Source organism: Acinetobacter sp. SwsAc4 (assembly GCF_013391535.1).
Lineage (GTDB): Bacteria > Pseudomonadota > Gammaproteobacteria > Pseudomonadales > Moraxellaceae > Acinetobacter.
In genome coordinates this window covers 70,388-96,347 of the sequence record NZ_JACAXC010000005.1, presented here as the reverse complement: position 1 = coordinate 96,347, position 25,960 = coordinate 70,388, and the positions used below count along the sequence as shown (strand labels likewise).

The following is a 25,960-nucleotide window of genomic DNA, read 5'->3' as shown; positions in this document are numbered from 1 at the left end:
TTTAAATCAATTTCTTATCCGCGATTCGGGTTATTGATCAATATTTGAAATTTTATGTGTCAGTGCTGACACATAAGAATATTTAGGTGCCAGCATGGAAATCAAGGTTAATTATCTCGACAATCTTCGACAAGAAGCCAAGTTCGATGATTTTACAGTTATCGCTGACCAACCCATTCGTTATAAAGGTGATGGTTCTGCACCAGGTCCATTTGACTACTTTTTAGCATCATCAGCATTATGTGCAGCTTACTTCGTTAAAGTATATTGTGCAGCGCGTGATATTCCGACTGATAATATTCGTTTGTCACAAAACAATATTGTTGATCCAGAAAACCGTTATAAACAAATTTTCAAAATTCAAGTTGAATTACCCGCTGATATTTCTGAAAAAGACCGTCAAGGCATCTTACGTTCAATTGATCGTTGTACCGTTAAAAAAGTAATTCAAACGGGTCCTGAATTTATCATTGAAGAAGTCGAAAGTATTGATGCGGATGCGCAAGCTCTGTTGATGCCAAGTCTGACTTCAGAAAGCAGCACTTATATCGCAGGGAAAGATTTACCACTAGAAGAAACTATTGCCAACATGTCTGGTATTTTGGCGAATCTAGGGATGAAGATCGAAATTGCATCTTGGCGTAATATTGTTCCAAATGTTTGGTCTTTACATATCCGTGATGCACAATCACCAATGTGCTTTACCAATGGTAAAGGCTCTACCAAAGAAAGTGCTTTGGCATCAGCTTTAGGTGAGTTCATTGAACGCTTGAACTGTAACTTTTTCTATAATGATCAGTTCTGGGGTGAAGAAATTGCCAATGCAGAATTTGTACATTATCCAGACGAAAAGTGGTTTAAACCGGACCCGAAAGGTAAATTACCAAAAGAAATTTTGGATGAATATTGCCTTAAAATTTACAACCCAGATAATGAATTACTGGGTACACATTTATATGATACCAACTCAGGAAATACAGAGCGGGGTATTTGTTCGTTGCCATTTGTGCGTCAGTCAGATCAGGAAGTTGTGTATTTCCCATCGAATCTGATTGAAAACTTGTACCTAAGTAATGGAATGAGTGCAGGTAATACTTTGGCTGAAGCACAAGTTCAATGTTTATCTGAGATTTTTGAGCGTGCTGTCAAACGTGAAATTTTAGAAGGTGAAATTGCTTTACCTGATGTACCTCAAGAAGTATTAGCAAAATACCCAAGTATTGTGGCGGGCATCCAAGGTTTAGAAGAACAAGGTTTTCCTGTTTTAGTGAAAGATGCTTCTTTGGGCGGTGATTTCCCAGTGATGTGTGTGACACTGATGAATCCACGTACGGGAGGCGTATTTGCCTCATTCGGCGCACATCCAAGCTTTGAAATTGCGTTGGAACGTAGCCTAACCGAACTCTTACAAGGACGTAGTTTTGAAGGTTTAAATGATCTTCCTCAACCAACCTTCCAAAGTGAAGCAGTCACTGAACCAAATAATTTTGTTGAACACTTTATTGACTCAAGTGGATTAGTTTCATGGCGTTTCTTTAGTGCAAAATCAGACTATGACTTTGTCGAGTGGGATTTCACCAATGATGGTGAAAACTCAAATGAAGAAGAAGCGGCTGAATTGTTTGGCATTTTGGAAGAAATGGGCAAAGAAGTATATATGGCTGTCTATGAGCATTTAGGTGCAACAGCATGTCGTATCTTAGTTCCAGATTATTCTGAAATTTATTTGGTCGAAGATTTAATTTGGGATAACACTAATAAAGCGTTGGCATTCCGTGAAGACATTTTAAATCTGCATCGTTTGGATCAGACTCAACTTGAAGCTTTGGTCGAACGTTTAGAAGAATGTGAATTAGATGACTATACTGAAATTGCGACCTTGATTGGCATTGAGTTTGATGACAATACCGTGTGGGGACAGTTGACTATTCTTGAGCTCAAACTATTGATCTATATTGCATTAGAACAGTTTGAAGAAGCCAAAGAACTGGTTGAAACCTTCTTACAATACAATACCAATACCGTTGAACGTGGACTATTCTATCAATGCATGAACGTAGTACTTGAAGTATTGCTCGATGATGAGATGGAATTAGAAGACTATGAAACGAATTTCCGTCGTATGTTTGGTAACGAACGTATGGATGCAGTCATCGGATCTGTTGAAGGGAATGTTCGTTTCTATGGTCTCACACCAACAAGTATGAAACTTGAAGGGCTTGATCGCCATTTACGTTTGATTGATAGCTATAAGAAATTGCATCAAGCGCGTGCAAAGGCTGTCGGAGTAGCTGTATAAATACAAGCTAAACGTTAAACCTTTAAAAAGTGCATGTTGATCATGCACTTTTATATCGTTAGTCCACTGTTGGGAAGACTATGATGTAATTTATTACACGGGTGGGCACGGCGTGATGTGGGGTTTTTTAAATAATGCCGATTAAAAACATTTTGATCATATGCTCTGTCTCTACCTACGGTATACAGAACATTTAAAAATATTAGATAGATGGTGGAAAACGTACTTGTTCAATCATAGAAAATTGTGAATACTCATGCCCGAAAATTTAGACGATAAGATTATCTTTCGGGGTTAGGCAATTACTGTGAAAACATATCCATTTACATTTTCTCGCTTACACAAAGCGTTACTGGCAGTTGGTTCATTTTCATGCCTAGGGCTAAGCTCAGTATTGGTACATGCTGAAGATGAAAATAAGGTATCCCAATTAGAAACAATCACAGTAAACGCCCAAGCAGCAGAAAGTGTATATTTTCAACCAAAGGTGAATTTATCTGGTTTTACTCAACAAAATATTGCTGAGATTCCTGCATCTATTCATGCCGTGACGGCTGAGCGAATTGCTGATCAACATGCGAAAACATTAACGGATGTTGTGAAAAACGATGCTGCGGTAGGTGATGGTTACGCCCCAATTGGCTATTACTCAAACTTTATGATGCGTGGTTTCGCACTGAACCTTGGTTCAAGCTACTTGCTCAATGGTAACTTACTTCGCGGTGAACAAAATGTCGCACTTGAAAACAAAGAACAAGTCGAAATTTTAAAGGGTATCAGTGCCATTCAAAGTGGAATGTCAACACCTGCGGGTGTGGTTAATTATGTAAGCAAACGCCCTAAAGACATCCGTTCAATAACCGTTGATGCAGATAGTCATGGCGGTAATCGTATCGCAGCGGACTTTGGTGGATTTTTAGATGAGCAGCAATTGGGTTATCGAATAAATTTGGCGCATGAGGAAATCCATCCGTATGTAGAACATGCCAATGGTAAACGCTTATTTGGTTCTTTAGCATTAGACTGGAATATATCAGATCGTTCAAAATTAGAACTTGATATCGAATCACAGCGTCAACGTCAGCGTTCAGTACCTGGTTATCAGTTGCTTGATGGTAAAACCGTACCTACTGGCGTAGAGTGGGATCGTTTACTTGGCTATCAAAGTTGGAGCCAACCTGTCATTAACCAAAGTTTAAACACAGGCTTAAAATATAATTACCAAATCAATAAAGATTGGTCAGCAAATCTAAGTGCTTCTCAAAGTCGTGTTGTAGTGGATGATTATTCAGCGTTTGCCTATACCTTTGATCAAAATGGTAACTATGATATTTATGACTTCCGCAGTCCTGATGACAGTTACCTGACCAATCAATTTAAAGCAGGCTTAAATGGTCAATTTAGTACAGGATCATGGCAACATAAGTTGAGTTTAGAATTATCACAAACTTATAAACGACATGCGCAATACGATGCGATTAACCAAGCTGTCGGTACAGGGAATATTTACACTGATACTGTGGACTTTGCTCCATCAGGCGCGGTTTTGGGCAATCACTACAAATCTTTAAACAGTCAGCAAACAGCATTAAATTTACTTGATCAAGTTGAATTTAATACAGCATGGTCAATTCTAGCAGGCGGAAAACTACTGCATTTAAATGAAGATGCTTATAATGCATCTGGTAATAATATTCGTGACACTAACTTTAATCGCTTTTTACCTCAATTTGCTGTGATGTATCAGCCTTGGGAAAAGACTCATATTTATGCTTCTTATGCCAAAGGATTAAGTGACGGCGGACAAGCACCGTGGTTTGCAAACAATCCTTCTGTGACATTAGCACCTAAACATTCAGCGCAATATGAATTGGGATTTAAGCAGCAGTGGCAAGATTTACTTTTTTCAGCTGCATTATTTGATTTAAAACAAGATAATCAACATACCAATACTTCAAATGATTTCGTAAAAGATGGTGAACAACATAACCTCGGCTTAGAACTTGGTCTACAAGGGCGTATTGGTCAAAACCTAGATATGACATCGACTTTAGCACTGACCCGTTCACGCTTAAAAGACATACAATCATCTGAATATGATGGTCATCAAACTCAAAATGTACCAACTGTACGTTTGGCGAGTTATATCTCATACCAAGTTCCCCAAGTTGAAGGATTACGTTTACTCGCTGGCATACAATACAGTAGCAGTAAATATGCCAATAAAATAGGCAGCGTAAAAGTTCCAAGCTACACAGTTTTTAATACTGGTGCAGCTTATAACTTTAAAGCTAATGGCTATGAAAACACGTTAAGATTCAATGTTGATAATCTATTTAATAAAAAATATTGGCGAGATGTCGGTAGCTTCTTTGGTGATGATTATTTATTTCTTGGTACACCACGGACAGCACAATTGTCTTGGACGGTGAATTTTTAAATCCAATTCACTGATATGAATAAAGACGATCTGACTTAAAATTAGATCGTCTTTTTACGAGATTCTGCTATTGGATTAATAAAATTCAAGTTTTTATATCGTTGTAAACAAAAAATAGAAACGAAACATTGTATGTCATCATCTAAAGAATAATTCCAAATTACAAAGACGCCCTTATAGCAATAATTCAATCAATATCCTGATAGTTTTTCAGCTCATGATGAAGCTCGTTCAGGTTAGAGCACTGAAACCTATAAAAACACACAACAATGAATTTTATTCATCTTTTGGTTAGATTAAATCATTTTTATTCATGTGATGATTCGAGTATAAATTACAACATAAAGAAGTTTACGGTTTATCGCAAAAATTAGGATACCAATCATCATGAGTAAAGAGTTTGCATGTTCAATTAAACGCATTCGTTTTGATGAAAACTATCAACCAGCGGATAGCACACGTCTAACGACTAATTTTGCCAACTTAGCACGCGGTGAAAGTCGAGAGGAGAATCTTCGTAATACACTTCGAATGATTAATAATCGTTTCAATGCTTTAGCACAAACTGATAATCCGAATGGTGACCGTTATTCACTTGAAATTGATATTATTTCTGCAGATTTAGATATTGAAGGTAATGGTAAAACTTTTCCAATCATTGAAATGCTGAAAAGCACCATTACCGATCACCATACCAATCAACGTATTGAAGGCATGATTGGCAATAGTTTCTCGTCTTATGTACGTGATTATGATTTTAGTGTGGTGCTGAAAGAACATAATAGAGAGAACTCAACTTCGTATGCACCCGAAGGTTTCGGTGATTTACACGGTAAGCTTTATCAATATTTAGTAAATTCAGATACGTTTAAGGCTGAATTTAATCAACAACCTGTCATTTGTTTAAGTGTTTCAACGGCAAGGACTTATCAGCGTACTGTTAATGAGCATTCAGTTTTAGGTGTTGAATATAAGCAAGATCAATATTCACGTACAGATGAATATTTCCATAAAATGGGCTTACAGGTTCGCTTCTTCATGCCGAAAGGAAGTGTTGCGCCTTTAGCATTCTATTTTGCGGGTGATTTATTACGTGATTACACCGATTTTGAACTGATTAGCGCAATTAGCACGATGGAAACTTTCCAAAAGATCTACCGTCCTGAAATTTACAATGCAAATTCTTCAGCAGCACAAGTGTATCAAGCAAGTTTAGAGTATCCAGATTACTCATTAACACGAATCGTTTACGACCGTGTAGAGCGTGGTCAATTGGCAGTAAAACAAGGTAAATGGACGGAAGAAAACTTTATCAAACCTTATCAAAACATCCTTGAACAATGGGCTGCTAACTACACCGTACAAAGTAACGCTGCTTAATTTACCCGAAATAGAGATAGAAGATTTAAAATGGCAATTTTATTACCAACATCAACGGCTGGCAGCTTACCGAAACCTTCATGGCTTGCAGAACCTGAAAAACTTTGGTCACCTTGGAAATTAGAGGGTGAGGCATTAATCGAAGCGAAGCAAGATGCTCTGCGTTTATCTCTACAAGAACAGATCCATGCGGGAATTGATATTGTGAGCGATGGTGAGCAAACTCGCCAACATTTTGTCACCACATTTATCGAGCATCTTGATGGTGTAGATTTTGAGAAGCGTGAAACAGTTCGTATCCGTAATCGTTATGATGCAAGTGTTCCATCTGTAGTCGGTGCAGTCTCTCGCCAAAAGCCAGTTTTCGTGGAAGATGCCAAGTTTTTACGTAGCCAAACAACACAACCAATCAAATGGGCGCTTCCAGGTCCAATGACTATGATTGACACGTTATATGATGGTCACTATAAAAGCCGTGAAAAACTGGCTTGGGAATTTGCCAAGATTCTTAATCAAGAAGCACTTGAATTAGAAGCTGCGGGTGTTGATATTATTCAATTTGACGAACCTGCATTTAATGTATTCTTTGATGAAGTGAATGATTGGGGTGTTGCAACCTTGGAAAGAGCGCTTGAAGGTCTTAAATGTGAGACTGCGGTTCATATTTGCTATGGCTATGGCATCAAAGCCAATACAGATTGGAAAAAGACTTTGGGTTCAGAGTGGCGTCAATATGAAGAAGCTTTCCCTAAGCTTCAAAAGTCTAAAATTGATATCGTTTCACTTGAATGCCAAAACTCTCGTGTACCAATGGATCTCATCGAACTGATCCGTGGTAAAAAAGTCATGGTTGGTGCGATTGATGTTGCAACCAATAATATTGAAACAGCGGATGAGGTTGCAGATACGCTACGCAAAGCGCTTCAGTTTGTCGATGCCGATAAACTTTATCCATCTACTAACTGTGGAATGGCGCCTTTATCTCGTGAAGTAGCACGCGGCAAGCTGAATGCCTTAAGTGCAGGTGCAGAAATTATCCGAAAAGAGCTCGCCGTTTAGTATTTAGCAATTAGGAAATATCGTTAGCAGCCCATTCGGTTTGAAATGATTTAGATGTGCAAATGTGACGCAAGTGTGTGTTAGGTCTTAATCTAAAGAAAAGCTACAGTTCAATTTAGGAATCAGATGATGATTGAAGCAAATGACTTTAGAAATGCGATGTCTTTACTGACAAGTGCAGTGAATGTGGTGACTACAGCGGGAGCATCTGGTCGTCATGGATTTACCGCATCTGCTGTATGTAGCGTTACGGATACACCTCCGACATTATTGGTGTGTATGAATACAGCCTCTAGGTCACATGCACATTTTATTGAAAATGAAACTTTAACTGTGAATGTTCTAGGCGCGCAACATCAGCATATTTCCAATGTGTTTTCTTCTAAGTTGACGTCTGAAGAGCGGTTTAAACATGGAACTTGGACTAAATTAAAAACAGGTGCACCTGTTTTAGAGGATGCTCTTGTCAGTTTTGATTGTCAGATTGAACAAATTCAGGAAGTAGGAACACATACTATTTTTATTTGCCGTACAGTTGCTATTCAAAAAAGTCAGCATGAACATAGTCTGGTGTATTTTAATCGTGCTTATCACCAAGTAGGTGAGACTGAAGTTGCTTAAACCAACATTCGCTATTCATTTAATATTAACCTTCAATCAAGTAAGTATGTCGTGGAATTAATCATTTTTTTAGCTATAGGTGCATTAGCGGGATTCGCTGCTGGACTTTTTGGTGTAGGTGGTGGGCTGATCATTGTACCGCTTTTATATGTTGTCTTTACACAAATGGGCTATGATCCTGAAGTTGTGATGCATCTTGCTTTGGGTACTTCATTAGCCACCATTATTGTGACGTCTATCAGCTCATTAATGGCGCATAATAAAAATGGTGCAGTAATTTGGCCTGTATTCAAAAATCTGACTCCTGGTTTAGTCATTGGGTCATTTTTTGGTGCGGGTATTGCAGGATTACTATCAAGGGAACACTTACAACTGATTATTGGTGTTTTTGTGATTTGGGTTGCATACCAAATGTTTATTGGAGCCAAAAAAGTAATAGATCAGAATAAAGTCCTTCCATCAACGACTAAACAGGTGTTCGCAGGTACAGGAATAGGCATAGCATCAGCAATTTTTGGTATTGGTGGAGGTAGTCTAACCGTACCTTATTTAAATCATCACGGTGTAGTCATGCAAAAAGCAGTTGGAACATCTGCTGCATGTGGCTTACCTATCGCAATCGCAGGTGCGCTAGGGTTTATGTTATTTGGTATGAAAGAACAAATAAATGTTCCGAATAGCATTGGTTTTGTTCATGTTTATGCATTTCTGGGTATCAGTGCGATGAGCTTTTTCACTGCAAAGCTAGGTGCCAAAGTGGCACATGCTTTATCACCGCAAATGTTAAAAAAATGCTTTGCTGTACTACTGTTGTTTGTCGGATGTTTTTTCCTTTTTAAGGGGATACGTTGAAATATAAGAGTTTGATTCACTTTGATAAAAGCTCATTAAATATGGGCTTTTTTTTACATTGTGATTAAATGTATTACAGATATGGTAATCTAATATTATCCCCAGCAGTTATGAATTTCGAGCTTATCTCATAAATGTACAAAATTAACTCTCAACAAAATAGAATTTCTCCGCTACTTACTAAAACTTTTTCTGAGCTTGGGTTTTCTGAGCGTCATCATCTTCAAGAGTGGTTGGTTAATACCCCAGCTGTTTTTGGAGAAGAACTATTGATAATTCAAAAGGAATTTGCTGGTTTTGATGATACAAAAGAGCGTTTAGATCTCTTGGCGATCGACAAAGAAGGTAATTTAGTTATTATTGAAAATAAACTTGATGATTCTGGGCGTGATGTTGTATGGCAAGCTTTAAAATATGCAGGTTATTGTTCTAATCTTACTAAAAATGACATTATCGAAATTTATCAGAAATATCTTGACCAATATTATCCGAATGACCACGTCAAAGCTTCAGATCGATTATCTGAGTTCTTAGAAATTGAGGATTTACAGACCAAACTTATCAATACTAGTACAAGTCAAAGAATTATTTTAGTTGCAGCTAACTATAGAAAAGAAGTTACGAATACTATGCTTTGGCTAAGCCAATTTAACCTATCATGTCAATGCTTTAGTATTTCTCGTTCAGAACCTGATGCAAATAATGCTACTTTTGAATACCTAAAATCTCATCGAGATCAAATTGAGAAAATATTTGGACAACCACTTGAGTGGTTACCTTTACCTGGAAAAAAATCATGTCGCATTCAATATGCAAAACCTTTTGATGGTTATGACAAAGCAGAATGGCCAAAAATGATCGAATGGATGGTTACAAATATGATAAAATTTGAACAAGCATTTGCTCCGCACATGAATGGTATTTATCAATTGCTCAAACAAGGGCAGTGGCAATCCAAGATACATGAAGATGAATAAACATCTAACAAATTAATAAAAGTCTATACTCTCCATCATTTTCAGTAGGTGCTCTATGCACACAGGGTAAAACTTGTTGTGTTGGATGGTCGACTGCCAAACGCCATAGATGACCTAAACCCAAATTAATAGGTTTACTCTCAGGTTTTGCTCGGTAGTGCAAATCAAAGAAATATTCTTCTAAAAAATTCTCAAATTCGGCTTCTGGTCCATCATGTAGATTTTTTAGTTTTTCTCTAATTTCAGGAACTAAAATCTTTTGCTCAACTTGATCGTTTGGCAGAATCTCACTTGCCGCACCGTGATAGGTACATAAAAAAGTATCTGTTGGAATAGGCGAGCGATCAACATGAAATGAATAAACATCTGTCGAAATATAATCTAACTCATCATCACGTTCGTAATTTTGAATTAAGTTAAGCGTAGGTGATGCGCCAAGCTCTGTTAATTGCTGAATATCCGAAATTATGATTTCTCTTGCTAAACGACCATGTTCAGAAAGTTGTAAAGCCAATAAATCATCAACTGAAATCTCAGTGATATTTTCCTTTAGCTGAAGTTTTTTGACGATTTCTTGAAAATCTCCATTCAGGTTTCTATACCAACAAATCGCATTTCTATCTCCTTGAAAATTAGAACTGATAAGTTCGGAGAAACTAGAAACCACGCTAATTTGCTTGTGATTAGAAAATGCATTCTTCATAAAAAGAAGTTTATCAAAAAGAAAATATGTTTAATGATACACAGTTCGATCACGTTAACAACGATAGATGGAATAGTATTTTTCAAACATTTAATTTTTCATACCTTATAACAATGAAATAAAGGGTTTTAAATAGACACTGAATAAGTTATTTTCCACAGATCGTTATGAGCAAATTTATGCTCAAAAACTTACATAAAAAATAATTATGCGCAAATATATTCACAAATATAAAAAAAGAGAGTATTTTTGAGAAAATAATTGCTCATTTACATCAATGAAAAAATTAACAATACAGGCGTTACTTGATCAAAGTTGGTTTGATATTGCTGAACTAACATTATTAGAACCTAAACTAGGCTCAGCAAGTGCCAGTGAATTAGCTTACGATTTAGAATACGCAATCCACAATTTGGACAAGCGAGATGAGCATGCCTGTAGTTTGTCGCTACCTATACAAATACTAATAAAACATGAATCTAGTTCATGGTTTGGTTTTTTAGATGATATTGTTCCATCAGGTGCTGCACGCCGTTATTGGGTGAATTTTCTAGGTCTACAAAGACTAACGCATGCTGAGCAAGATAGTATTTTATTAGAAAAAGGTGGCATCGCACCCGTAGGCAATTTGAGAATAAAAGAAGCTCTTCCACCAATCAATCCTGAATCAACTCTGCATTTACGTTATTTTAGTCAAAGTGATGTTGCTGACCGAAATGTAGATTTTCTTGAATATGCACAGCAAATGGGTGCAATTAGTGGTGGTGCAACAGGAGCGGGTGGTGAAGCTCCTAAATTATTGATTCGTGCTACAAAAGATCAAAATATTTGGATTGATACTTATCAACAAAACTTTGATCAACCTGATCAACACTATCTAGTTAAATTCCCTAGAAATAATCGTAGTGAGATCGACTGTAATATTCTCAGAGCAGAATACTATTACTATCAAGAGCTAAAAGAGTTGGGTTTCAATACCATTGAAACTACAGAAATGAAGCTGATCGAAGGTGAAAAATATCCATCATTATGGCTACCAAGATTTGATGTTGAATGGCACAACCAAAAATGGCATCGTTATGGACTTGAATCTGTCTATTCCGTATTAAATAAAGCTTCGGGTAGCCATCTCAATCACTTTGAAGTGATTGAAAATCTATGCAATTTACTGATATCTATTGATTCAGAGTTTGATTCAGAACAATTCGTTTGTGAGTGGTTACAGCGAGATTTACTCAATATTATTTTTGGTAATTCTGATAATCATGGGCGAAATACTTCATTTCTAAAACAATCTGGAAAAATTTCGCTTGCTCCAATTTATGATTTTGCTCCAATGAAAGCTGATCCAGAAGTTGTCACAAGATCAACAACTTGGGGAAGTCCTTATGAGGAAGGAGGAGAATATCAATGGGAGCAAATTACACAAAAGCTTGCACATTTATGCGATCCGAATTTGTCTCTAACTACATTGAAATCTTTAGCAAGTCATCTTGTTGGGCTAAAACAAAGATTAATAGATAAAGGTGTACCAAAACAAATTATGGAGATTCCAGCGCTTTCATTTGACTATGTTGAAGCTAAATTAGAAAGATGGGAACTATTATGAATACAAAAAATCAGACTCAAGATCGTCAACAAGTTCTTATTGATCTATATATGCAGTACTTATTGAATGAAATTACATTGGGACAATTATTGGCGTATTTGCGAAAAAATATTCTTGGTATGTCTCAGGAACAATATGCAAATTTAGTCGGTGTAAGTCGTAGGACGTTAACAGATATTGAACAAGATAAAGGAAAACTTACGCAATCTGTTTTAGACAAGGTATTTAAACCACTTGGATTGAAAGCAGGACTTGTACCGACTCATGAGCACATTGTGAGAAAGATCATTAAACCATCAGAATGAGATCAATGGCTATGGAACATATAGTTTCCTGATAAAAGATATTAAGAATCGGCTAATTAAAATGCTGGGACTAGAGTTTTGATAGCTGAGATTTTTGTTTGGCTTTTTGGCGTAAGACATACAAATATAAGCTTTCTACTTTTTCACGTGCCCATGGTGTGGTACGCAAGAATCGCAATGATGATTTAACACTTGGATCTATGCAAAAACATCTAATTTCAATTTTACAACTTAAGCCTTCAAAGCCACCGTAGTAATCCAATAATTCATCCAAAATGTCAGCAAGTTTTTTGCCGTGTAGAGGGTCATTGGAGGCGTTCATAATAGAGCAACAATATTTTGGAAGACCACCATTATAACCTAGGCTAGTTAAAAATGAGAGAGTTGGAATTTGAACGTAATTAAAATAGAAAATCACAGCTTATTTTCTAGTTAACCTTTTTCTAAATATAAATTAGTAAAGCTATTGAATTTTGGTGTGAGAAAGAAATATATGAAGTTATTGCTAGGTGTATCAGACTTAACATAAAATGAAGCTATGCGACTTCAGAATGACTAAGATCGAAAATGATTGACATACTATCTTTAATTGTTGCACTTACATCGCTGATTGTTGCTTATATTATTTATTATAACAATTCTATTGGTGATGTTGTTGTTTATGCAAAAGTAGATTTAACAAGACCTACAATGATTAATCTTGTCATTCATAATATTGGGAAAGGAGTCGCTAGGGATATTAATTTTATTAGTCCCACTGGTATACCTGAAAAATCTTATGGTATTGAAGGATTGACTCAACCTAAGAAAATTTATGAATCAGGTGCTTTAGTTGATGGTTTAACAATACTGCTTCCTGATGAAAAATTAGTTTATTCATGGGGGCAGTTTGGTGGACTAAAAGAGGCTTTAGATAATAAGCCCTTGGAAATAACAATTACTTTTTATAGTCGTACAGCACTACAAATATTTAAAAGAAAAATCGTTAATAAGGTCATTGTTAATCCAATGGAGTTCTCAGGCGTCAATATTAGTGAACCATCTTTCCAAACTGAAATTAAAAAATCACTGAGAGAAATATCCTCATCTCTAAAAAAATTTCCAAATAAAAAAGGGTACACGTCTTTTAATGATGGACTCTAGTCTAGAAGGTAAAAAATGACTTACGGTTATCGCATAAACTTAGAACAAATTTTATTAAAAAGGGCAGATGAAGCGTGGTTGTCCGTTAAGGAAGATTTTAAACTACTGCCTGATGCTGACCCAGAAACAGGGCAAAGTCAGAGTTTTTATGGTCCTGAATTTGAAAATGAAGTAGTTCTTTTATCCTGCATTGATTGTGTTTTAGGATGGGCACTAGCAGTAGAATCTTTTATAAATTTTGTTTGGATTACAAATATAAATACTCAAGATATTAACGAGAGAAGTATTAAAGGCGGTCCTGTAGCAAAATTCAAAGAATTATGTAGACGGAATGATGTAAATTTAGATAGGATTAACTTTATAGCAGATTTGAAAAAGTTAATTACTGTTAGAGATGAGTTGGTTCATTTCAAGAAACCTATTACATATGTTGGTTTTAGCTTTGCCCCACAATATCAACATGATTTTTCCTTGCTAAACATGGAGAAATATCAAAAATCTGTTCACTCTTTAATTAAATTTCTTGGTGTAACCTTCAATGTGAATTATGATTTTCTCAATGGAGAATATTCGTTCTTTTATTCAAGTGAATAAAATAAAAATGAGTCACACTAGTGATTTAATCCTAACCATAAATTGGTAACTTTTAAATAAGGCAACTATAACCAAAGTGTTGGTAAACACGGCAGAATCAACTGCTAAGCAAGATGTTCAACCCCCAATTTATAATATGCGGGAAACGATTGACAAAATCTGCATCATGTACCCAGACATAGAGGTCATAGCCACGCAGATTTGCGTAGGCTCGGCTAATACGCAAGTCGAGTAGCGGTCTGATTTCTGCATAACTTATATTATGTTCATTAGGATACTCAGTAACGTGATGTATAATCGTAGATCATCACGTTACTGAGCTGTGGCTACAAACAGTGTTGTAGGCCACAGTCTTGGATATGCTATTTAACATAAAATTAAGTTATGCGACTTCAGAATGACCATATTTAAATTAATTATGAATAAAATATTTTTTTCTCTTGTGATTTTAATTTGCTCAATAAATTCAAATGCGGAAGAAATAAAACCGTTGCCTGAAAATATTGAATCCTATCAAACATCTAACTTTTTAAACTATTTAGAAAAAGCAGCACAAGAAACTCGAAAAGAAGCTGAAAATGGTAATGCTGAAGCTCAATATGCATTAGGCAATATATATGCTTCAGGTTTAGGCGTAAAGCAAGATGATTTACAGGCTGTAATATGGTGGAAAAAAGCTGCTTCTCAAGGAAATCCTAAAGCTGAAACCAGTTTGGGAAATATGTATTTACAAGGTCGAGGCGGGCTTTGGAATAGTTTTATAGAAGCAATGAAGTTATGGGAGTCAGCAGCAGCTAAAAATGATTCTTTAGCACAACTTCAGTTAGCGGTTAGCTATAGAAATGGTCGAATTGCTTCAGAACAAAATTTTGAGTTAGGTCTAGAATGGCTAATTAAGTCAGCAGAGCAAGGAAATATTGATGCTCAAAGTTATCTTGGGCATAGCTATTTAACAGGACAGGGAGTTGAAAAAAATTATGTTAAAGCTCTGAAATGGTTAACAGAAGCTGCCAATGGTGGACATTCAGATGCTCAATATCATTTAGGAATGATGTACTTTACTGGCACAGGTGTTCAAGAAAATAAGAAAATCGCCAAAGTATGGCTTAAAAAAGCAGTACAACAAGGAAATGAAATGGCGTTAATTTTTTATCCTAATAATGAATAAAGTTGTTTCAACTTTATTTCCGATAAGGCACTACTAACTAACAGTACTTGCAGGTAAATCCGTTTAAATAAAACTAATCACTGTCTCAGACATTTTATTTAACTTATGTTCACCTAAAATCTAGTTAAAAAAGTATTATTTAAATTTATGCTTTAAATTTAAATACTTAGTTGGAAAAAATTAAAAAAATGAAATCGTAGTTCATGAACCTAAAGGTTTTTCTAGTTCATTTTGGCAATAGACGGAATTTGTCTGGGAGAGAGTTAGTAATCCACATTAAGTAAAAAAAATGGTAAATCTATTATATTTTCTGTCCTTTTTATTATCTTTTTGGATTATAGACACATTGTATTATTTGATTAAGGTCATAGTTATACAAATTGTCGACTTGGATAACCGAAAATAATCAAAATGGAGAAAGCGAATAGCGAACTGTTCATTTGGAATACTTTATTTAACATAATATACATTATACGCAATTATTATAACATTAGTTAGATAGTCTATTTTCTTTATTTTGGTATTCTATAGTTACTTGGCGTCATATTTGTCCACTTTTTAAAAGCACGTGAAAATGAGAAATATCTGCATAGCCTAAAAGATTTGAAATCTCTTGAATGGATAAATTTATTTTCTTTTAAAAGAGCTTTTGCTTTTGCCTGACGGCTTTCACTAAGTAAGATTTGAAATGTTTTTTTTCATTTGCAAGTTGACGTTGTAAAGTTCTATCAGTTAAACCAAGATGCTTAGCGATTTGGTTCAACGACAAAAATTGCTGTAATTCTGCTTTAGAAGTTCTTTATTAAATATTAAATGATATTGATCAGCACCAAACTTTTATTGCCTACCATGTCCTATATATAAAGAACGAGAAAAAATTTTTATTCGTTTTGAAGAATACATAGTTAATCTAGACAACTTAACCCGCCACTGGAGTTCCCTAAATTAAAGAATTTCTACGATAAAATGAATTCAGTTTAAAAAATTAAATAAAACTGCTACTTAGTACTCCAACTAAATAGCAGTTTATTCAGTATTTTTAATTATTATTTTGTAACTTGTAACACTCATCTAAAGCCAGCTCATAATAAGCCAAGCCTTCTTTCGCTGCTAAAAAAGCTTTTCTCTGAGAAACTGGATCTTTGTCGCATAATCTCTTAATCAGCTCCATCGCCTCATAAGGATGTAGATCATCATAGTGTGCATGAGCTCTTAACCATGCCAATGATCTTTTATTAATATTTACTTCTGGTGTTTCTGTATAAGCTTGTATTCCTTTATAAACATGAATGGTCCAATCGCCTGTCGCCCACTCTATTGCTAAATTTGTTGCAGCAATACTCTCCGCTAAACTTCCCCTAAAATTTACATCCCATAAAAAATGATTGATTGCATTCATTGCTACTGGTGGTCTAACTTCATTCAACATTTCAGTCGTTATGCCAAAACCCTTCGCCCAATCTTGATACCAATGTAAATGTCTTTCTTCAACTTTGATATTTTGAATTAACCAATCTCTAGTCTCAGTTACACCATCTAAAGAAAAAGCCGTCGCTTTAGCCAAAGCACCTGCCATATATGATGGAAAATGAGCAACCAAAGGGTAAAAATTTAATAATGCTGACCGAAAGCATTCTAAATTTAGGCTACCGCTTGCCATATCTAAAAATAAAGGGTGGTTGCTTACTCGTTCTTTTGCAGGAACAAGTTCATCCCAAAATTGTTGTGCCCATTCTGAGTGAGGTGTTATTTCTAGTTTTGTTCCATATTGCTTCATAACAGTCATTTCGATCCATCCTATTTCGTATGACTTATTTCAATTATTTTCCACGATTGCTGCTTATTTTTATAGCTAGATTTAATCGTAATACAATTAATATACAATGATTGCTATTTAATTTGTAACATTTTTTATCTGTTCAGCATTTTATTAAGTTTAATCATTATATTCGTTGCTAATACATTCATATTACACCCGAAGAATATAGAATACTGGCAATAAAATCTGATTATCATAAAAAATGATTAATTTTATATAATCCAATACACATTTTATTTAATACAGTGTAACGTAGTTAACAATCCCTATTTACATTTATAAGAACATTGGGGGCGATGAGAATTAAGATGAAGTTAAAAGCATCCAACTTACTCGGGCAAGAACAGATTGACTTGTTAATCTCTCGCGGACTAAATTTAGTTTGGTTTCCTAAAGAATTAGAAGTCATTTATAAAGATCAGTATAAAAATGAAGCTGCACATGAATTCCGTTACCGTGCACCAATCATTCTATTCTTCTATTTATATTTAAGTTTTGGTACTTATCAAGTTCTACCTACAGAGCTACGCACTGCATGGGTCGCGTACTACGGTTGGGTCGGCATGATAATTGTTTTTGCATGGTTACTTGCTTTCATTCCATCAATGAATAGATGGTTTGATTACTATGTTTGCTTAGGCTCTATAGGTGCCGTCGCTCTTACTTTCACGTTAATTAATGTATTTGAACATGGCCAGAATAACGTTCTTTTTCATGCTGCCATGATGTATGCCGTGGTCATTATATATGGCTTCGTTGGTATGCGATTTTATACAGCGATGTTTGCTGGTTGGTCTGGTGGTTTAATTGGTATTGCCATTAGTGTTTGGCTTAATGGATCAATTGATTGGACTTACTTAAATCGAACTTATACTTTTAGTAGCTTTCTAGGAATGGCTTTAGCTTATGCAATAGATCGGCAACATAGAGAGAATTATCTACAAGACTGTATGATCGAACTAAATCGATTAGAGCTTATGCGTCAGGCGCAACAACTTTCAATTTTATCTCAACAAGATGCTTTAACTGGTTTAGCGAACCGTAGATACCTCGATGAAGTGCTTGAAAATGAGTGGAAACGCTCAATCCGTCATGAAGTTCCTATCACAATCATGATGATCGATATCGATTTTTTTAAACTATACAATGATACATTAGGCCATATTCAGGGGGATCAATGTCTTAGACGAATTGCCATTTTGCTGGGTTCAATCTCATCGCGAAGTGGAGATCTTGCGGCACGTTATGGCGGTGAAGAGTTCTTACTTTTATTTTCCATGACGGATAAAGATCAAGCACTGATACAAGTTCAACGTTTAATGGGATTAATGCAAAATATAGGGATTGCACATCCTAGAAGTAATGTCTCTAAATATGTAACGATCAGTGTGGGTGTTGCAACAACAACTCCTCATCTTAATGACAGCCTATCAGAGTTTATCTCTCAAGCAGATCATGCTTTGTATGTAGCAAAAAATAATGGTAGAAATCAATATCATGTTGCAACGAGTGAAAATGTAATTTCTGAGACTTTATAAGATTAATTTTTTATTATTAAACAACATACTTGCGCGCAAAGTGTCGCAAGTATGTGAAAAATTAAAATTATGGCTCAATTGGTTGGAATGGAACTACAACATCAGCATTTTGAGCACGGTGTCTTAAAAAATGATCCATTAGAACAATTGCTAACATTGCTTCAGCAATTGGAGTCGCTCGAACGCCCACACAAGGATCATGACGACCCTTGGTTAACACATCCGTGTTTTCTCGATCAATTGTAATGGTTTTACCAGGAGTGGTAATACTTGCGGTTGGTTTTAAAGCAATCGCGACACGAATCGTTTGACCACTTGAAATACCACCAAGTATTCCACCAGCATGATTTGCAAGGAAACCATCTGTGGTTAATTCATCACGAGTTTCGTGACCAAACTGTCCAGCAACTGCAAAACCATCACCTATCTCAACGCCTTTAACCGCATTGATACTCATCATAGCGTGAGCAATATCTGCATCCAGACGATCAAATACAGGTTCACCCCAACCGACGGGTACTTTTTCAGCAATAATTTCGAGTTTTGCACCACAACTAGTGCCTTGCTCACGCAATGCTGTGACTAATTGCTCGAAGCGAGGAACTGCATCAACATCACCACAAAAAAATGGATTATTTGGCACTTCAGCCCAATCTAACTTTTCTGCAATTTCATTCCCGATCTGTGTTACATGTCCGCGGATATCAATACCAAATTTTTCTGCCAAATACTTTTTAGCAATCGCACCTGCCGCAACACGCATTGCTGTCTCACGTGCACTTGAGCGACCACCACCACGATAATCACGGAAACCATATTTTTGAGTATAGGTATAATCAGCATGACCAGGACGGAATGTTTGGGCAATATTACCGTAGTCTTTTGATTTTTGATCTGTATTACGAATCAATAAACCAATTGATGTACCCGTAGTTTTGCCTTCAAAAACACCAGAAATAATTTCAACTTGATCAGGCTCTTTACGTTGCGTTGCAAACTTAGAAGTACCCGGCTTGCGGCGATCCAAATCTTTTTGCAAGTCTGCTTCGCAAAGTTCTAGTCCCGGTGGTACGCCATCTACAATTGCCATCAAGCCAGCACCATGTGATTCACCACATGTGGTCACACGGAATAACTGACCAATACTATTTCCTGCCATTTTCACCCCCTTAATTTTGAATAGATTGCTGGAATATATCTTTATAACGGCGGCATTGTTCCGCAGTTAATGCAAAAATACCAGAACCACCTTTTTGGAATGTAAGCCAATGGAAATCAACAGTATTAAAGTTTTGACGCATCGCCCATTCTGAATTACCGACTTCAATGACGATTAAACCATCTTCTGTCAAATAGTCAGCAGCTTGCGCTAACATTTTACGAACCAAATCCAAACCATCTTGACCAGCAGCAAGTGCAAGCTCAGGCTCGTATAAGAATTCTTCTGGTAAATCTGCCATATCCTCTGCGTCTACATATGGAGGATTACTTACGATTAAATCATATTGATTTTCAGCAGGAATTTTTGCAAACAAATCAGACTCAAGTAATGCGACTTGATATTGCTTATCATGGTGTTCAGCATTAATTGATGCAACTTCCAAAGCTTCTTTGGAAATATCAGTTGCATCGACTTCAGAATCTGGGAATGCATAAGCTAAAGCGATTGCAATACAGCCAGAACCCGTACACATGTCTAAAATACGTTGTGGCGTTTTCGGATTCGTGTTTTCTGGTAAATTATTCAATGCTTCGAGCATTTGACCATTTTCATTCAAACAATATGGTGCAAATCGTTGTTCGATCAATTCAGCAATTGGCGAACGCGGAATGAGTACACGTTCATCTACATAATAAGGTTTATTACAGAAATATGCCAAATTTAATAAATATGAGGTTGGAATACGATCATTGATGCGACGTTCTAATAGACTTAAAAATTCTGCTTTTTCAGTTGGTAGTAATTTTGCATCTAATATTTCTGCATCAGCTTTCCATTCTAGGGACAGTGTTTGCAAAACAAGTGCAGAGCTTTCCGCAAAATAATCTTCAGTACCTTGACCTAAGTGTGCATCATATTGACGAAGTGCGGTTACACCAAAACGAATAAAATCTCGAATGGTTACTAAGTTTTCAGCCGCTTCTTGTAAATGTTCAGGGCTGATTGTAGGTCGCTCCACTTAGGCGTCTCCAAAAGTGCTAATTGCAAAAACGCTTTATTCTAACGGGATTAGCATCTATTTAACAGAAAAAAAACCGCCTCTATACAGAAGCGGTCATTATATCGAATGCACTGGAAGTGGCTCACCATTTTCATCCTCAAGTACGTAACACGCCATCCCATGAATTTGACCGGGTTTGCCTAAGGTTAACGTTGCCGAATGCTTATCTGTATCTAAACCATGACCTGCGGGTTCAACACCTGTTCCATGATTCCTCCTGTTTTTATAAAGTATTCATATGAATTTTTAACGTGACAAATAACGCGTCATATCTTCAATGCCTTTTAGTGTCATTGGGTACATATGATTTTCAAAAATTTCTTTGATCCAGTTAATGGTCTGGGTGTAATGCCAGTAACCTTCCATTTCAGGGTTTAACCAAGCGGTTTTGTCAAAATGCTGACGTAAACGTCTAAGCCATACTTCGCCCGACTCATCATTCATGTATTCAACTGAACCACCTGCCGACTTGAGTTCGTATGGTGCCATACTGGCATCACCGACAACAATTACACGATAGTCGCGACCGTAAGTATGGAATAAATCCCATGTATTCATACGAGTTGAACTACGGCGATGGTTGTCTTTCCAAACATAATCATAGAGACAATTATGGAAATAGAAATATTCTAAGGTTTTGAACTCAGACTTCGCCGCACTAAATAATTTTTCACACTCAGCGATATAGGCATCCATTGAACCACCGACATCAAACAGCATCAGTACCTTGATACGGTTACGGCGCTCAGGCACGAGCTGTACATCCAGAATACCCTGCTTTGCAGTCTCACGGATGGTACCGTCAACATCGAGTTCTTCAGCTGCACCCTGACGGGCAAACTTACGTAATCGGCGTAATGCAATTTGCATCTGACGTGTTCCCAAAACTTGATCATCATCAAGATTTTGGTATTTACGCTGCTCCCATACTTTTACCGCTGAACGTTTACGCCCTGGACCACCTATTCGGACACCTTCAGGATGATCGCCAAAAGCACCAAAAGGTGAAGTTCCGCCAGTGCCAATCATACGATTACCACCCTGATGTTTTTTATGCTGTTCACGTAAACGTTCTTCCAACATTTTCATCAGTTCTTCCAAAGAACCTGCTTTTTGTAGCTCAGCACGTTGCTCTGGTGTCAGATGTTTTTCTAAGAGTTCTAGGTCAAACCAGTCTTTAGGTAACTTGTGAACTTGTTTAAGTAGTTCATCTAAATCAAAAGTTTCAATGCCATCAAAATAATCTTTCATGGCACGATCGAATTTATCAAAGAAACGTTCATCTTTGACTAAAACTGTTTTAGCCAACTGATAGAATTCTTCCTGATCTGCAAATACCAGACCTGATGCAACCGCTTGGTTGAGATCAATCAACTCACGAGTTGTAACAGGTACACCATATTTACGTAAGGTGTAAAACAATCGCACAAACATGTGATTACACTCTTAGCGGCGTGACATAAAAGCTAAACGTTCAAGTAATTGTACATCTTGTTCATTTTTAATCAGCGCACCATACAATGGTGGAATTGCTTTAGATTTATCATGATTACGCAATACGTCTTCAGGCATATCATCTGCCATAAGCAAGCTTAACCAGTCAATTAACTCTGACGTTGATGGTGGTTTTTTTAAATTCGTGACTTCACGTAACTTAAAGAATATTTGCAATGCTTCACCGACCAAAGTATTCGAAATATTTGGAAAATGCACTGCAATAATTTCACGCATCGTTGCTTCATCAGGAAATTCAATATAATGAAAGAAGCAGCGACGCAAGAATGCATCTGGTAATTCTTTTTCATTATTCGAAGTAATAATCACAATTGGGCGTTGTGTTGCGGTAATGGTTTCACCAGTCTCGTAAACATAAAACGACATTTTGTCGAGTTCATGCAATAAGTCATTCGGGAACTCGATATCTGCTTTGTCAATTTCATCAATTAACAATACACAACGTTCTTCACTCGTAAATGCTTCCCACAATTTACCCGGTTTAATATAGTTTTTAATGTCATAGACTCGGTCATCACCTAACTGGCTATCACGCAAGCGAGAAACTGCGTCATATTCATACAAACCTTGCTGAGCTTTGGTTGTTGATTTGATATGCCAAGTAATTAGTTTTAGACCTAAACTTTCTGCAACTTGTTCTGCAAGTAATGTTTTACCTGTACCTGGCTCACCTTTCACCAATAATGGTTTTTGTAAAGCACGCGCGGCTTTTACCGCAAGTTTCAGGCTGTCAGTTGCAATATATTGATCTGTACCAGTGAAGTGTTGTGTATCAGCAGACATTTGAAAACCTTATTTTTCTTTAACTTTATGTGAATATCTAAACCGAACGTGCAAGTTTATTTGCACTGTATTTTGACCAGCAGAAGCCGATCAATAATCCTGTACCAATGACAAAGAGAATCAAAGATAAATTTGACCAGATTAAAACATGCTCTTTTGTGAGCACACCAAAAATCAAACCAAAAATAGCGGGTGCTAACTCTGAATTAGGACCTTCAGAGATTGTTGGTGTAGCAAGGATTGCAAAAACGATAATCCAAAGAATCCCTCCTATTGGATTAGGCATACGTGACATCAAACGATACCAACACCATAATGCAATCATTGCACCTGTAACATACACAATAATCGCAACATTCTCTTCAGGGAATTGATCCAGTACCGATAGAATGTGAGACCACATTGCAGTTATAGTTTCAAGCACCACGCAAACCCTCTGGTTCTACCGCATTTGGATTAATAAGTCCTTCTGGCGGCATTTGAATAAAAAAGCCTTTAGTCTGTAATGAGTCTAAGACATGCAATACGTTTACACGTGCAAGTTTCCGATCATCATGAAGTTCCAAATGCATTACAAAAGTAGCTTTTCCAAAAGCTTGTAAGACACTCTCAGGAACAGACTCAAATGGATTTTCTGATTCCTGATCTGCAGAATAATTTGGACGAGCAATATACATATACATTTCGTCTTTTTTGCTTGATCTATAAATATCGCAGCGCATGTTTACTCACAACTCTTATCAATCTTAGAGACTATTGGTCATTTAGATTCCAACAGACTTTAAATAGCATACATGAAAAAAAAACTAGGTACATTAACGAATATTAACGCAACAGTCGTATTTCACAGCTGAACTATTTTACCTAGCTAACTTCATTTGGGCCGCCAAATACTCAATATCTTGTCGCAGTAATGCAACCAATGGCTTAGTCAAGATATCGTAGCGCCAACCTAACAAATAACTCGGCAACTCTTGCTCTTCTAAATGGAATACAACATATTCATAAATTGCATTCAGCCATTTCTTACGTAGTAAGACTTCTTTAGGAATGCCAGTTTCAAACACGACTCGATCGATTAAAGCATCAATTTGAGGCGCGGCTTCTTTAGAATTATTCTTCACTGGTCTTGCCATTCTTAATGGCCATTCATCTTCAGGCGGTAAAAATTTTAATAAATCTAATATGGTTTTGCCATGTTCACGTACAACGTTTGGACGAATATCTTTAACTTGTGCAAGTTGGAAATTATTACGTGGATTTTTTTCCACTAAATCTAGCATTGTTGTATTTTTGAGAACAAAACTACGCGGTTGATTCATTGCTTTAGTAATTTGCTCACGCCAAATACTGAGCTGTTGTAATTGCATTAACTCGCGACGTGAATGGCGATAATTACCAATATCGGTATATAGCTCTGTCAATGGAGTTTCTATCGCAATTTCTTTCGTTAAATTCTGACAATCTTCCAAAACATATTGATAAAGCCCTTTACGCTGTAAATCATGTTTTAATGTATCAGCGAGCTTTGTCAAATATAAGACATCATTTGCGGCATAATTAATTTGCTCTTGGCTTAAAGGGCGTGCCAACCAATCTGAGCGAGTTTGATCCTTATCAATATCAATATTTAGGCAGGTTTTTAATGCATTTTGATAGCTTACTTGAAGCCCATGACCAAGAAATGCCATTGCGATCTGCGTATCAAATACATTTTTTAATGGTTTTTGATCTGCATAATGATAAATTAAATCAATATCTTCGCCACACGCATGAAAGATATTCTGCTGTGCAGTAAAAACCTTCTGCCAAAACTGCTCTAAATCAAGTGCTACTCCATCTAGTAAAGCAATTTGACCATTACAATTAATCTGGCATACCCCAAGTTTTGGATATAAGGTATCAACCTTAATAAACTCAGTATCAAGTGCGTAGGTAGAACATTGTTCCATTTGACTGAGGAGAACAGCAAGGTCTTTTTGCTGTTGAATGAACTGAAACATATTTGCTCAAGTAAAATAATAAAAAACACTAGCAATACAACTGTAAAAATACAGTTTTTGCTGAAACGAAACTAAATTAAATCTACAAAGAATAATTTAATCACTATTCCACATGAAAAACATGAAATTACTCCTATTCTATTCATCAAAAACGAAAATCCTTTTCGTTTGCTTATACTGCCATAAATTAAAGCAAATATACCTAAAATAATGTTAGACAAAATGTAAAAGTGAATTATTTGTTTAAATTAATAGCATGAATTTACAATGAATATAAAATTATTTCATCTTCATACGATTATGTACCGCTTGACTTAACGTATGACTATCGACATATTCTAATTCGCCACCTTGTGGCACGCCTTGTGCGATTCTGGTCATGTGAATTGGTAAATGTTTCGTTGCCTCAACTAAGTAATGTGCTGTCGCTTGACCTTCCACGGTGGCATTAGTTGCTAAAATTACTTCTTCAATCTGTCCTTGGCTTAATCGTTGAATCAAATATGGAATACCAATTTCTTCAGGACCTATTCCATCCAATGGAGACAAATGACCACCAAGTACATGATATTTTCCTCTAAAGCTTCCACTTTGTTCGATTGCCATGACATCAGCTGGAGATTCAACCACACAAAGCAATTGCTCATCTCTTTCTACAGACGCACAAATGTCACAGATTTCGTTTTCAGTTAATGAATGACAAATATGGCATTCGTGAATATGGCTCGAAGCCTCGTGTAATGCATAAGATAATGCAAAAGCACCTTCACGATTTTTCATCAACAAATGTAATGCCATCCGTTGTGCAGATTTTGGACCAACGCTTGGTAAAATACGCAATGCTTGAACTAGCTGTTCAAATCGTTCACTAAACACAGATCAACTCTATTATTTATAAAAAAGATTCTCTAAGCCTCACTAAAAGACTTA

Annotated in this window: 24 protein-coding genes and 3 pseudogenes; 14 read left to right on the top strand and 13 right to left on the bottom strand. The window is 36.4% G+C overall.

Annotated elements, in window-relative coordinates:
* Nucleotides 1-94: 94 nt before the first annotated feature.
* The 8 genes and pseudogenes from HYG88_RS04670 (at nt 95) to HYG88_RS04640 (ending at nt 9,628) form a co-directional block, all read left to right on the top strand.
* Nucleotides 95-2,299: an OsmC domain/YcaO domain-containing protein gene (locus HYG88_RS04670; RefSeq protein ID WP_005160139.1), complete on the top strand. Its 2,205-nt coding sequence runs from the start codon at nt 95-97 to the stop codon at nt 2,297-2,299.
* A 70-nt stretch (nt 2,300-2,369) separates the two neighbouring features.
* Nucleotides 2,370-2,441 (top strand): annotated as a pseudogene (locus HYG88_RS15240) (type 1 glutamine amidotransferase domain-containing protein); the annotation flags it as partial.
* A 165-nt stretch (nt 2,442-2,606) separates the two neighbouring features.
* Nucleotides 2,607-4,739, top strand: coding sequence for a TonB-dependent siderophore receptor (locus HYG88_RS04665; protein WP_005160141.1), 2,133 nt, complete (start codon nt 2,607-2,609; stop codon nt 4,737-4,739).
* 387 nt (nt 4,740-5,126) lie between these two features.
* Complete coding sequence (locus tag HYG88_RS04660) at nt 5,127-6,119, top strand: DUF1852 domain-containing protein (protein ID WP_178882664.1); 993 nt, start codon at nt 5,127-5,129, stop codon at nt 6,117-6,119.
* A gap of 30 nt (nt 6,120-6,149) precedes the next feature.
* Complete coding sequence (locus HYG88_RS04655; RefSeq protein WP_005160145.1) at nt 6,150-7,178, top strand: methionine synthase; 1,029 nt, start codon at nt 6,150-6,152, stop codon at nt 7,176-7,178.
* Nucleotides 7,179-7,307: 129 nt separating this feature from the next.
* Nucleotides 7,308-7,799 (top strand): flavin reductase, encoded by a 492-nt coding sequence (locus tag HYG88_RS04650; RefSeq protein WP_005160147.1) that lies wholly within the window; start codon nt 7,308-7,310, stop codon nt 7,797-7,799.
* A 51-nt stretch (nt 7,800-7,850) separates the two neighbouring features.
* Nucleotides 7,851-8,651 (top strand): sulfite exporter TauE/SafE family protein, encoded by an 801-nt coding sequence (locus HYG88_RS04645; RefSeq protein ID WP_005160149.1) that lies wholly within the window; start codon nt 7,851-7,853, stop codon nt 8,649-8,651.
* Nucleotides 8,652-8,785: 134 nt separating this feature from the next.
* Complete coding sequence (locus HYG88_RS04640; RefSeq protein ID WP_005160150.1) at nt 8,786-9,628, top strand: DUF4268 domain-containing protein; 843 nt, start codon at nt 8,786-8,788, stop codon at nt 9,626-9,628.
* Nucleotides 9,629-9,632: 4 nt separating this feature from the next.
* Here HYG88_RS04640 and HYG88_RS04635 read toward each other — a convergent pair whose 3' ends face one another.
* The gene (locus tag HYG88_RS04635) at nt 9,633-10,331 is read right to left on the bottom strand and encodes a DUF1826 domain-containing protein (RefSeq protein WP_005160153.1); all 699 of its coding nucleotides are present in this window, start codon (nt 10,329-10,331) and stop codon (nt 9,633-9,635) included.
* Between the two features lie 277 nt (nt 10,332-10,608).
* Here HYG88_RS04635 and HYG88_RS04630 point away from each other — a divergent pair, with 277 nt between their 5' ends.
* Entirely contained in the window at nt 10,609-11,940 is a 1,332-nt protein-coding gene (locus HYG88_RS04630) for a type II toxin-antitoxin system HipA family toxin (protein WP_005160161.1), read from the top strand.
* Entirely contained in the window at nt 11,937-12,245 is a 309-nt protein-coding gene (locus tag HYG88_RS04625) for a helix-turn-helix domain-containing protein (protein WP_004954417.1), read from the top strand. Before HYG88_RS04630 ends, HYG88_RS04625 begins: the two co-directional genes overlap by 4 nt.
* A gap of 70 nt (nt 12,246-12,315) precedes the next feature.
* Here HYG88_RS04625 and HYG88_RS04620 read toward each other — a convergent pair whose 3' ends face one another.
* Entirely contained in the window at nt 12,316-12,567 is a 252-nt protein-coding gene (locus tag HYG88_RS04620) for a VF530 family DNA-binding protein (RefSeq protein WP_034602689.1), read from the bottom strand.
* A gap of 245 nt (nt 12,568-12,812) precedes the next feature.
* Here HYG88_RS04620 and HYG88_RS04615 point away from each other — a divergent pair, with 245 nt between their 5' ends.
* From HYG88_RS04615 to HYG88_RS04605, 3 genes are all read left to right on the top strand, one after another.
* A complete protein-coding gene (locus HYG88_RS04615; protein ID WP_005160165.1) occupies nt 12,813-13,388 on the top strand; it encodes a hypothetical protein in 576 nt (191 codons plus the stop codon).
* A gap of 15 nt (nt 13,389-13,403) precedes the next feature.
* Complete coding sequence (locus tag HYG88_RS04610; RefSeq protein ID WP_005160167.1) at nt 13,404-13,982, top strand: hypothetical protein; 579 nt, start codon at nt 13,404-13,406, stop codon at nt 13,980-13,982.
* Between the two features lie 397 nt (nt 13,983-14,379).
* The gene (locus HYG88_RS04605; protein ID WP_005160169.1) at nt 14,380-15,150 is read left to right on the top strand and encodes a tetratricopeptide repeat protein; all 771 of its coding nucleotides are present in this window, start codon (nt 14,380-14,382) and stop codon (nt 15,148-15,150) included.
* Between the two features lie 512 nt (nt 15,151-15,662).
* Here the strand turns inward: HYG88_RS04605 and HYG88_RS15415 are convergent.
* Nucleotides 15,663-15,922: pseudogene (locus tag HYG88_RS15415) on the bottom strand (helix-turn-helix transcriptional regulator); the annotation flags it as partial.
* Between the two features lie 267 nt (nt 15,923-16,189).
* Nucleotides 16,190-16,936, bottom strand: coding sequence for a TenA family transcriptional regulator (locus HYG88_RS04600; protein ID WP_178882663.1), 747 nt, complete (start codon nt 16,934-16,936; stop codon nt 16,190-16,192).
* A gap of 341 nt (nt 16,937-17,277) precedes the next feature.
* Here HYG88_RS04600 and HYG88_RS04595 point away from each other — a divergent pair, with 341 nt between their 5' ends.
* Entirely contained in the window at nt 17,278-18,507 is a 1,230-nt protein-coding gene (locus HYG88_RS04595; protein WP_005160176.1) for a GGDEF domain-containing protein, read from the top strand.
* 67 nt (nt 18,508-18,574) lie between these two features.
* Here HYG88_RS04595 and aroC read toward each other — a convergent pair whose 3' ends face one another.
* From aroC to recR, 9 genes and pseudogenes are all read right to left on the bottom strand, one after another.
* Nucleotides 18,575-19,666, bottom strand: a complete 1,092-nt coding sequence (gene aroC, locus HYG88_RS04590) for a chorismate synthase (protein WP_005160180.1) — start codon at nt 19,664-19,666, stop codon at nt 18,575-18,577.
* Nucleotides 19,667-19,676: 10 nt separating this feature from the next.
* The gene (prmB, locus tag HYG88_RS04585; protein WP_005160183.1) at nt 19,677-20,687 is read right to left on the bottom strand and encodes a 50S ribosomal protein L3 N(5)-glutamine methyltransferase; all 1,011 of its coding nucleotides are present in this window, start codon (nt 20,685-20,687) and stop codon (nt 19,677-19,679) included.
* 102 nt (nt 20,688-20,789) lie between these two features.
* Nucleotides 20,790-20,930 (bottom strand): annotated as a pseudogene (locus tag HYG88_RS04580) (tryptophan synthase subunit beta); the annotation flags it as partial.
* Nucleotides 20,931-20,975: 45 nt separating this feature from the next.
* Nucleotides 20,976-22,163 carry a VWA domain-containing protein gene (locus HYG88_RS04575; protein WP_005160186.1) on the bottom strand — a complete coding sequence of 396 codons (1,188 nt, stop codon included), beginning with the start codon at nt 22,161-22,163 and terminating at the stop codon, nt 20,976-20,978.
* Nucleotides 22,164-22,175: 12 nt separating this feature from the next.
* Nucleotides 22,176-23,027 carry a MoxR family ATPase gene (locus tag HYG88_RS04570; RefSeq protein ID WP_005160188.1) on the bottom strand — a complete coding sequence of 284 codons (852 nt, stop codon included), beginning with the start codon at nt 23,025-23,027 and terminating at the stop codon, nt 22,176-22,178.
* 37 nt (nt 23,028-23,064) lie between these two features.
* Nucleotides 23,065-23,451, bottom strand: a complete 387-nt coding sequence (locus HYG88_RS04565; RefSeq protein WP_034601375.1) for a hypothetical protein — start codon at nt 23,449-23,451, stop codon at nt 23,065-23,067.
* Nucleotides 23,444-23,749 (bottom strand): YcgL domain-containing protein, encoded by a 306-nt coding sequence (locus HYG88_RS04560; protein WP_005160189.1) that lies wholly within the window; start codon nt 23,747-23,749, stop codon nt 23,444-23,446. Before HYG88_RS04560 ends, HYG88_RS04565 begins: the two co-directional genes overlap by 8 nt.
* Nucleotides 23,750-23,887: 138 nt before the next feature.
* Nucleotides 23,888-25,030 (bottom strand): HRDC domain-containing protein, encoded by a 1,143-nt coding sequence (locus HYG88_RS04555; RefSeq protein ID WP_005160190.1) that lies wholly within the window; start codon nt 25,028-25,030, stop codon nt 23,888-23,890.
* 279 nt (nt 25,031-25,309) lie between these two features.
* Nucleotides 25,310-25,906: a recombination mediator RecR gene (recR, locus tag HYG88_RS04550; protein WP_005160191.1), complete on the bottom strand. Its 597-nt coding sequence runs from the start codon at nt 25,904-25,906 to the stop codon at nt 25,310-25,312.
* Between the last annotated feature and the right edge of the window lie 54 nt (nt 25,907-25,960).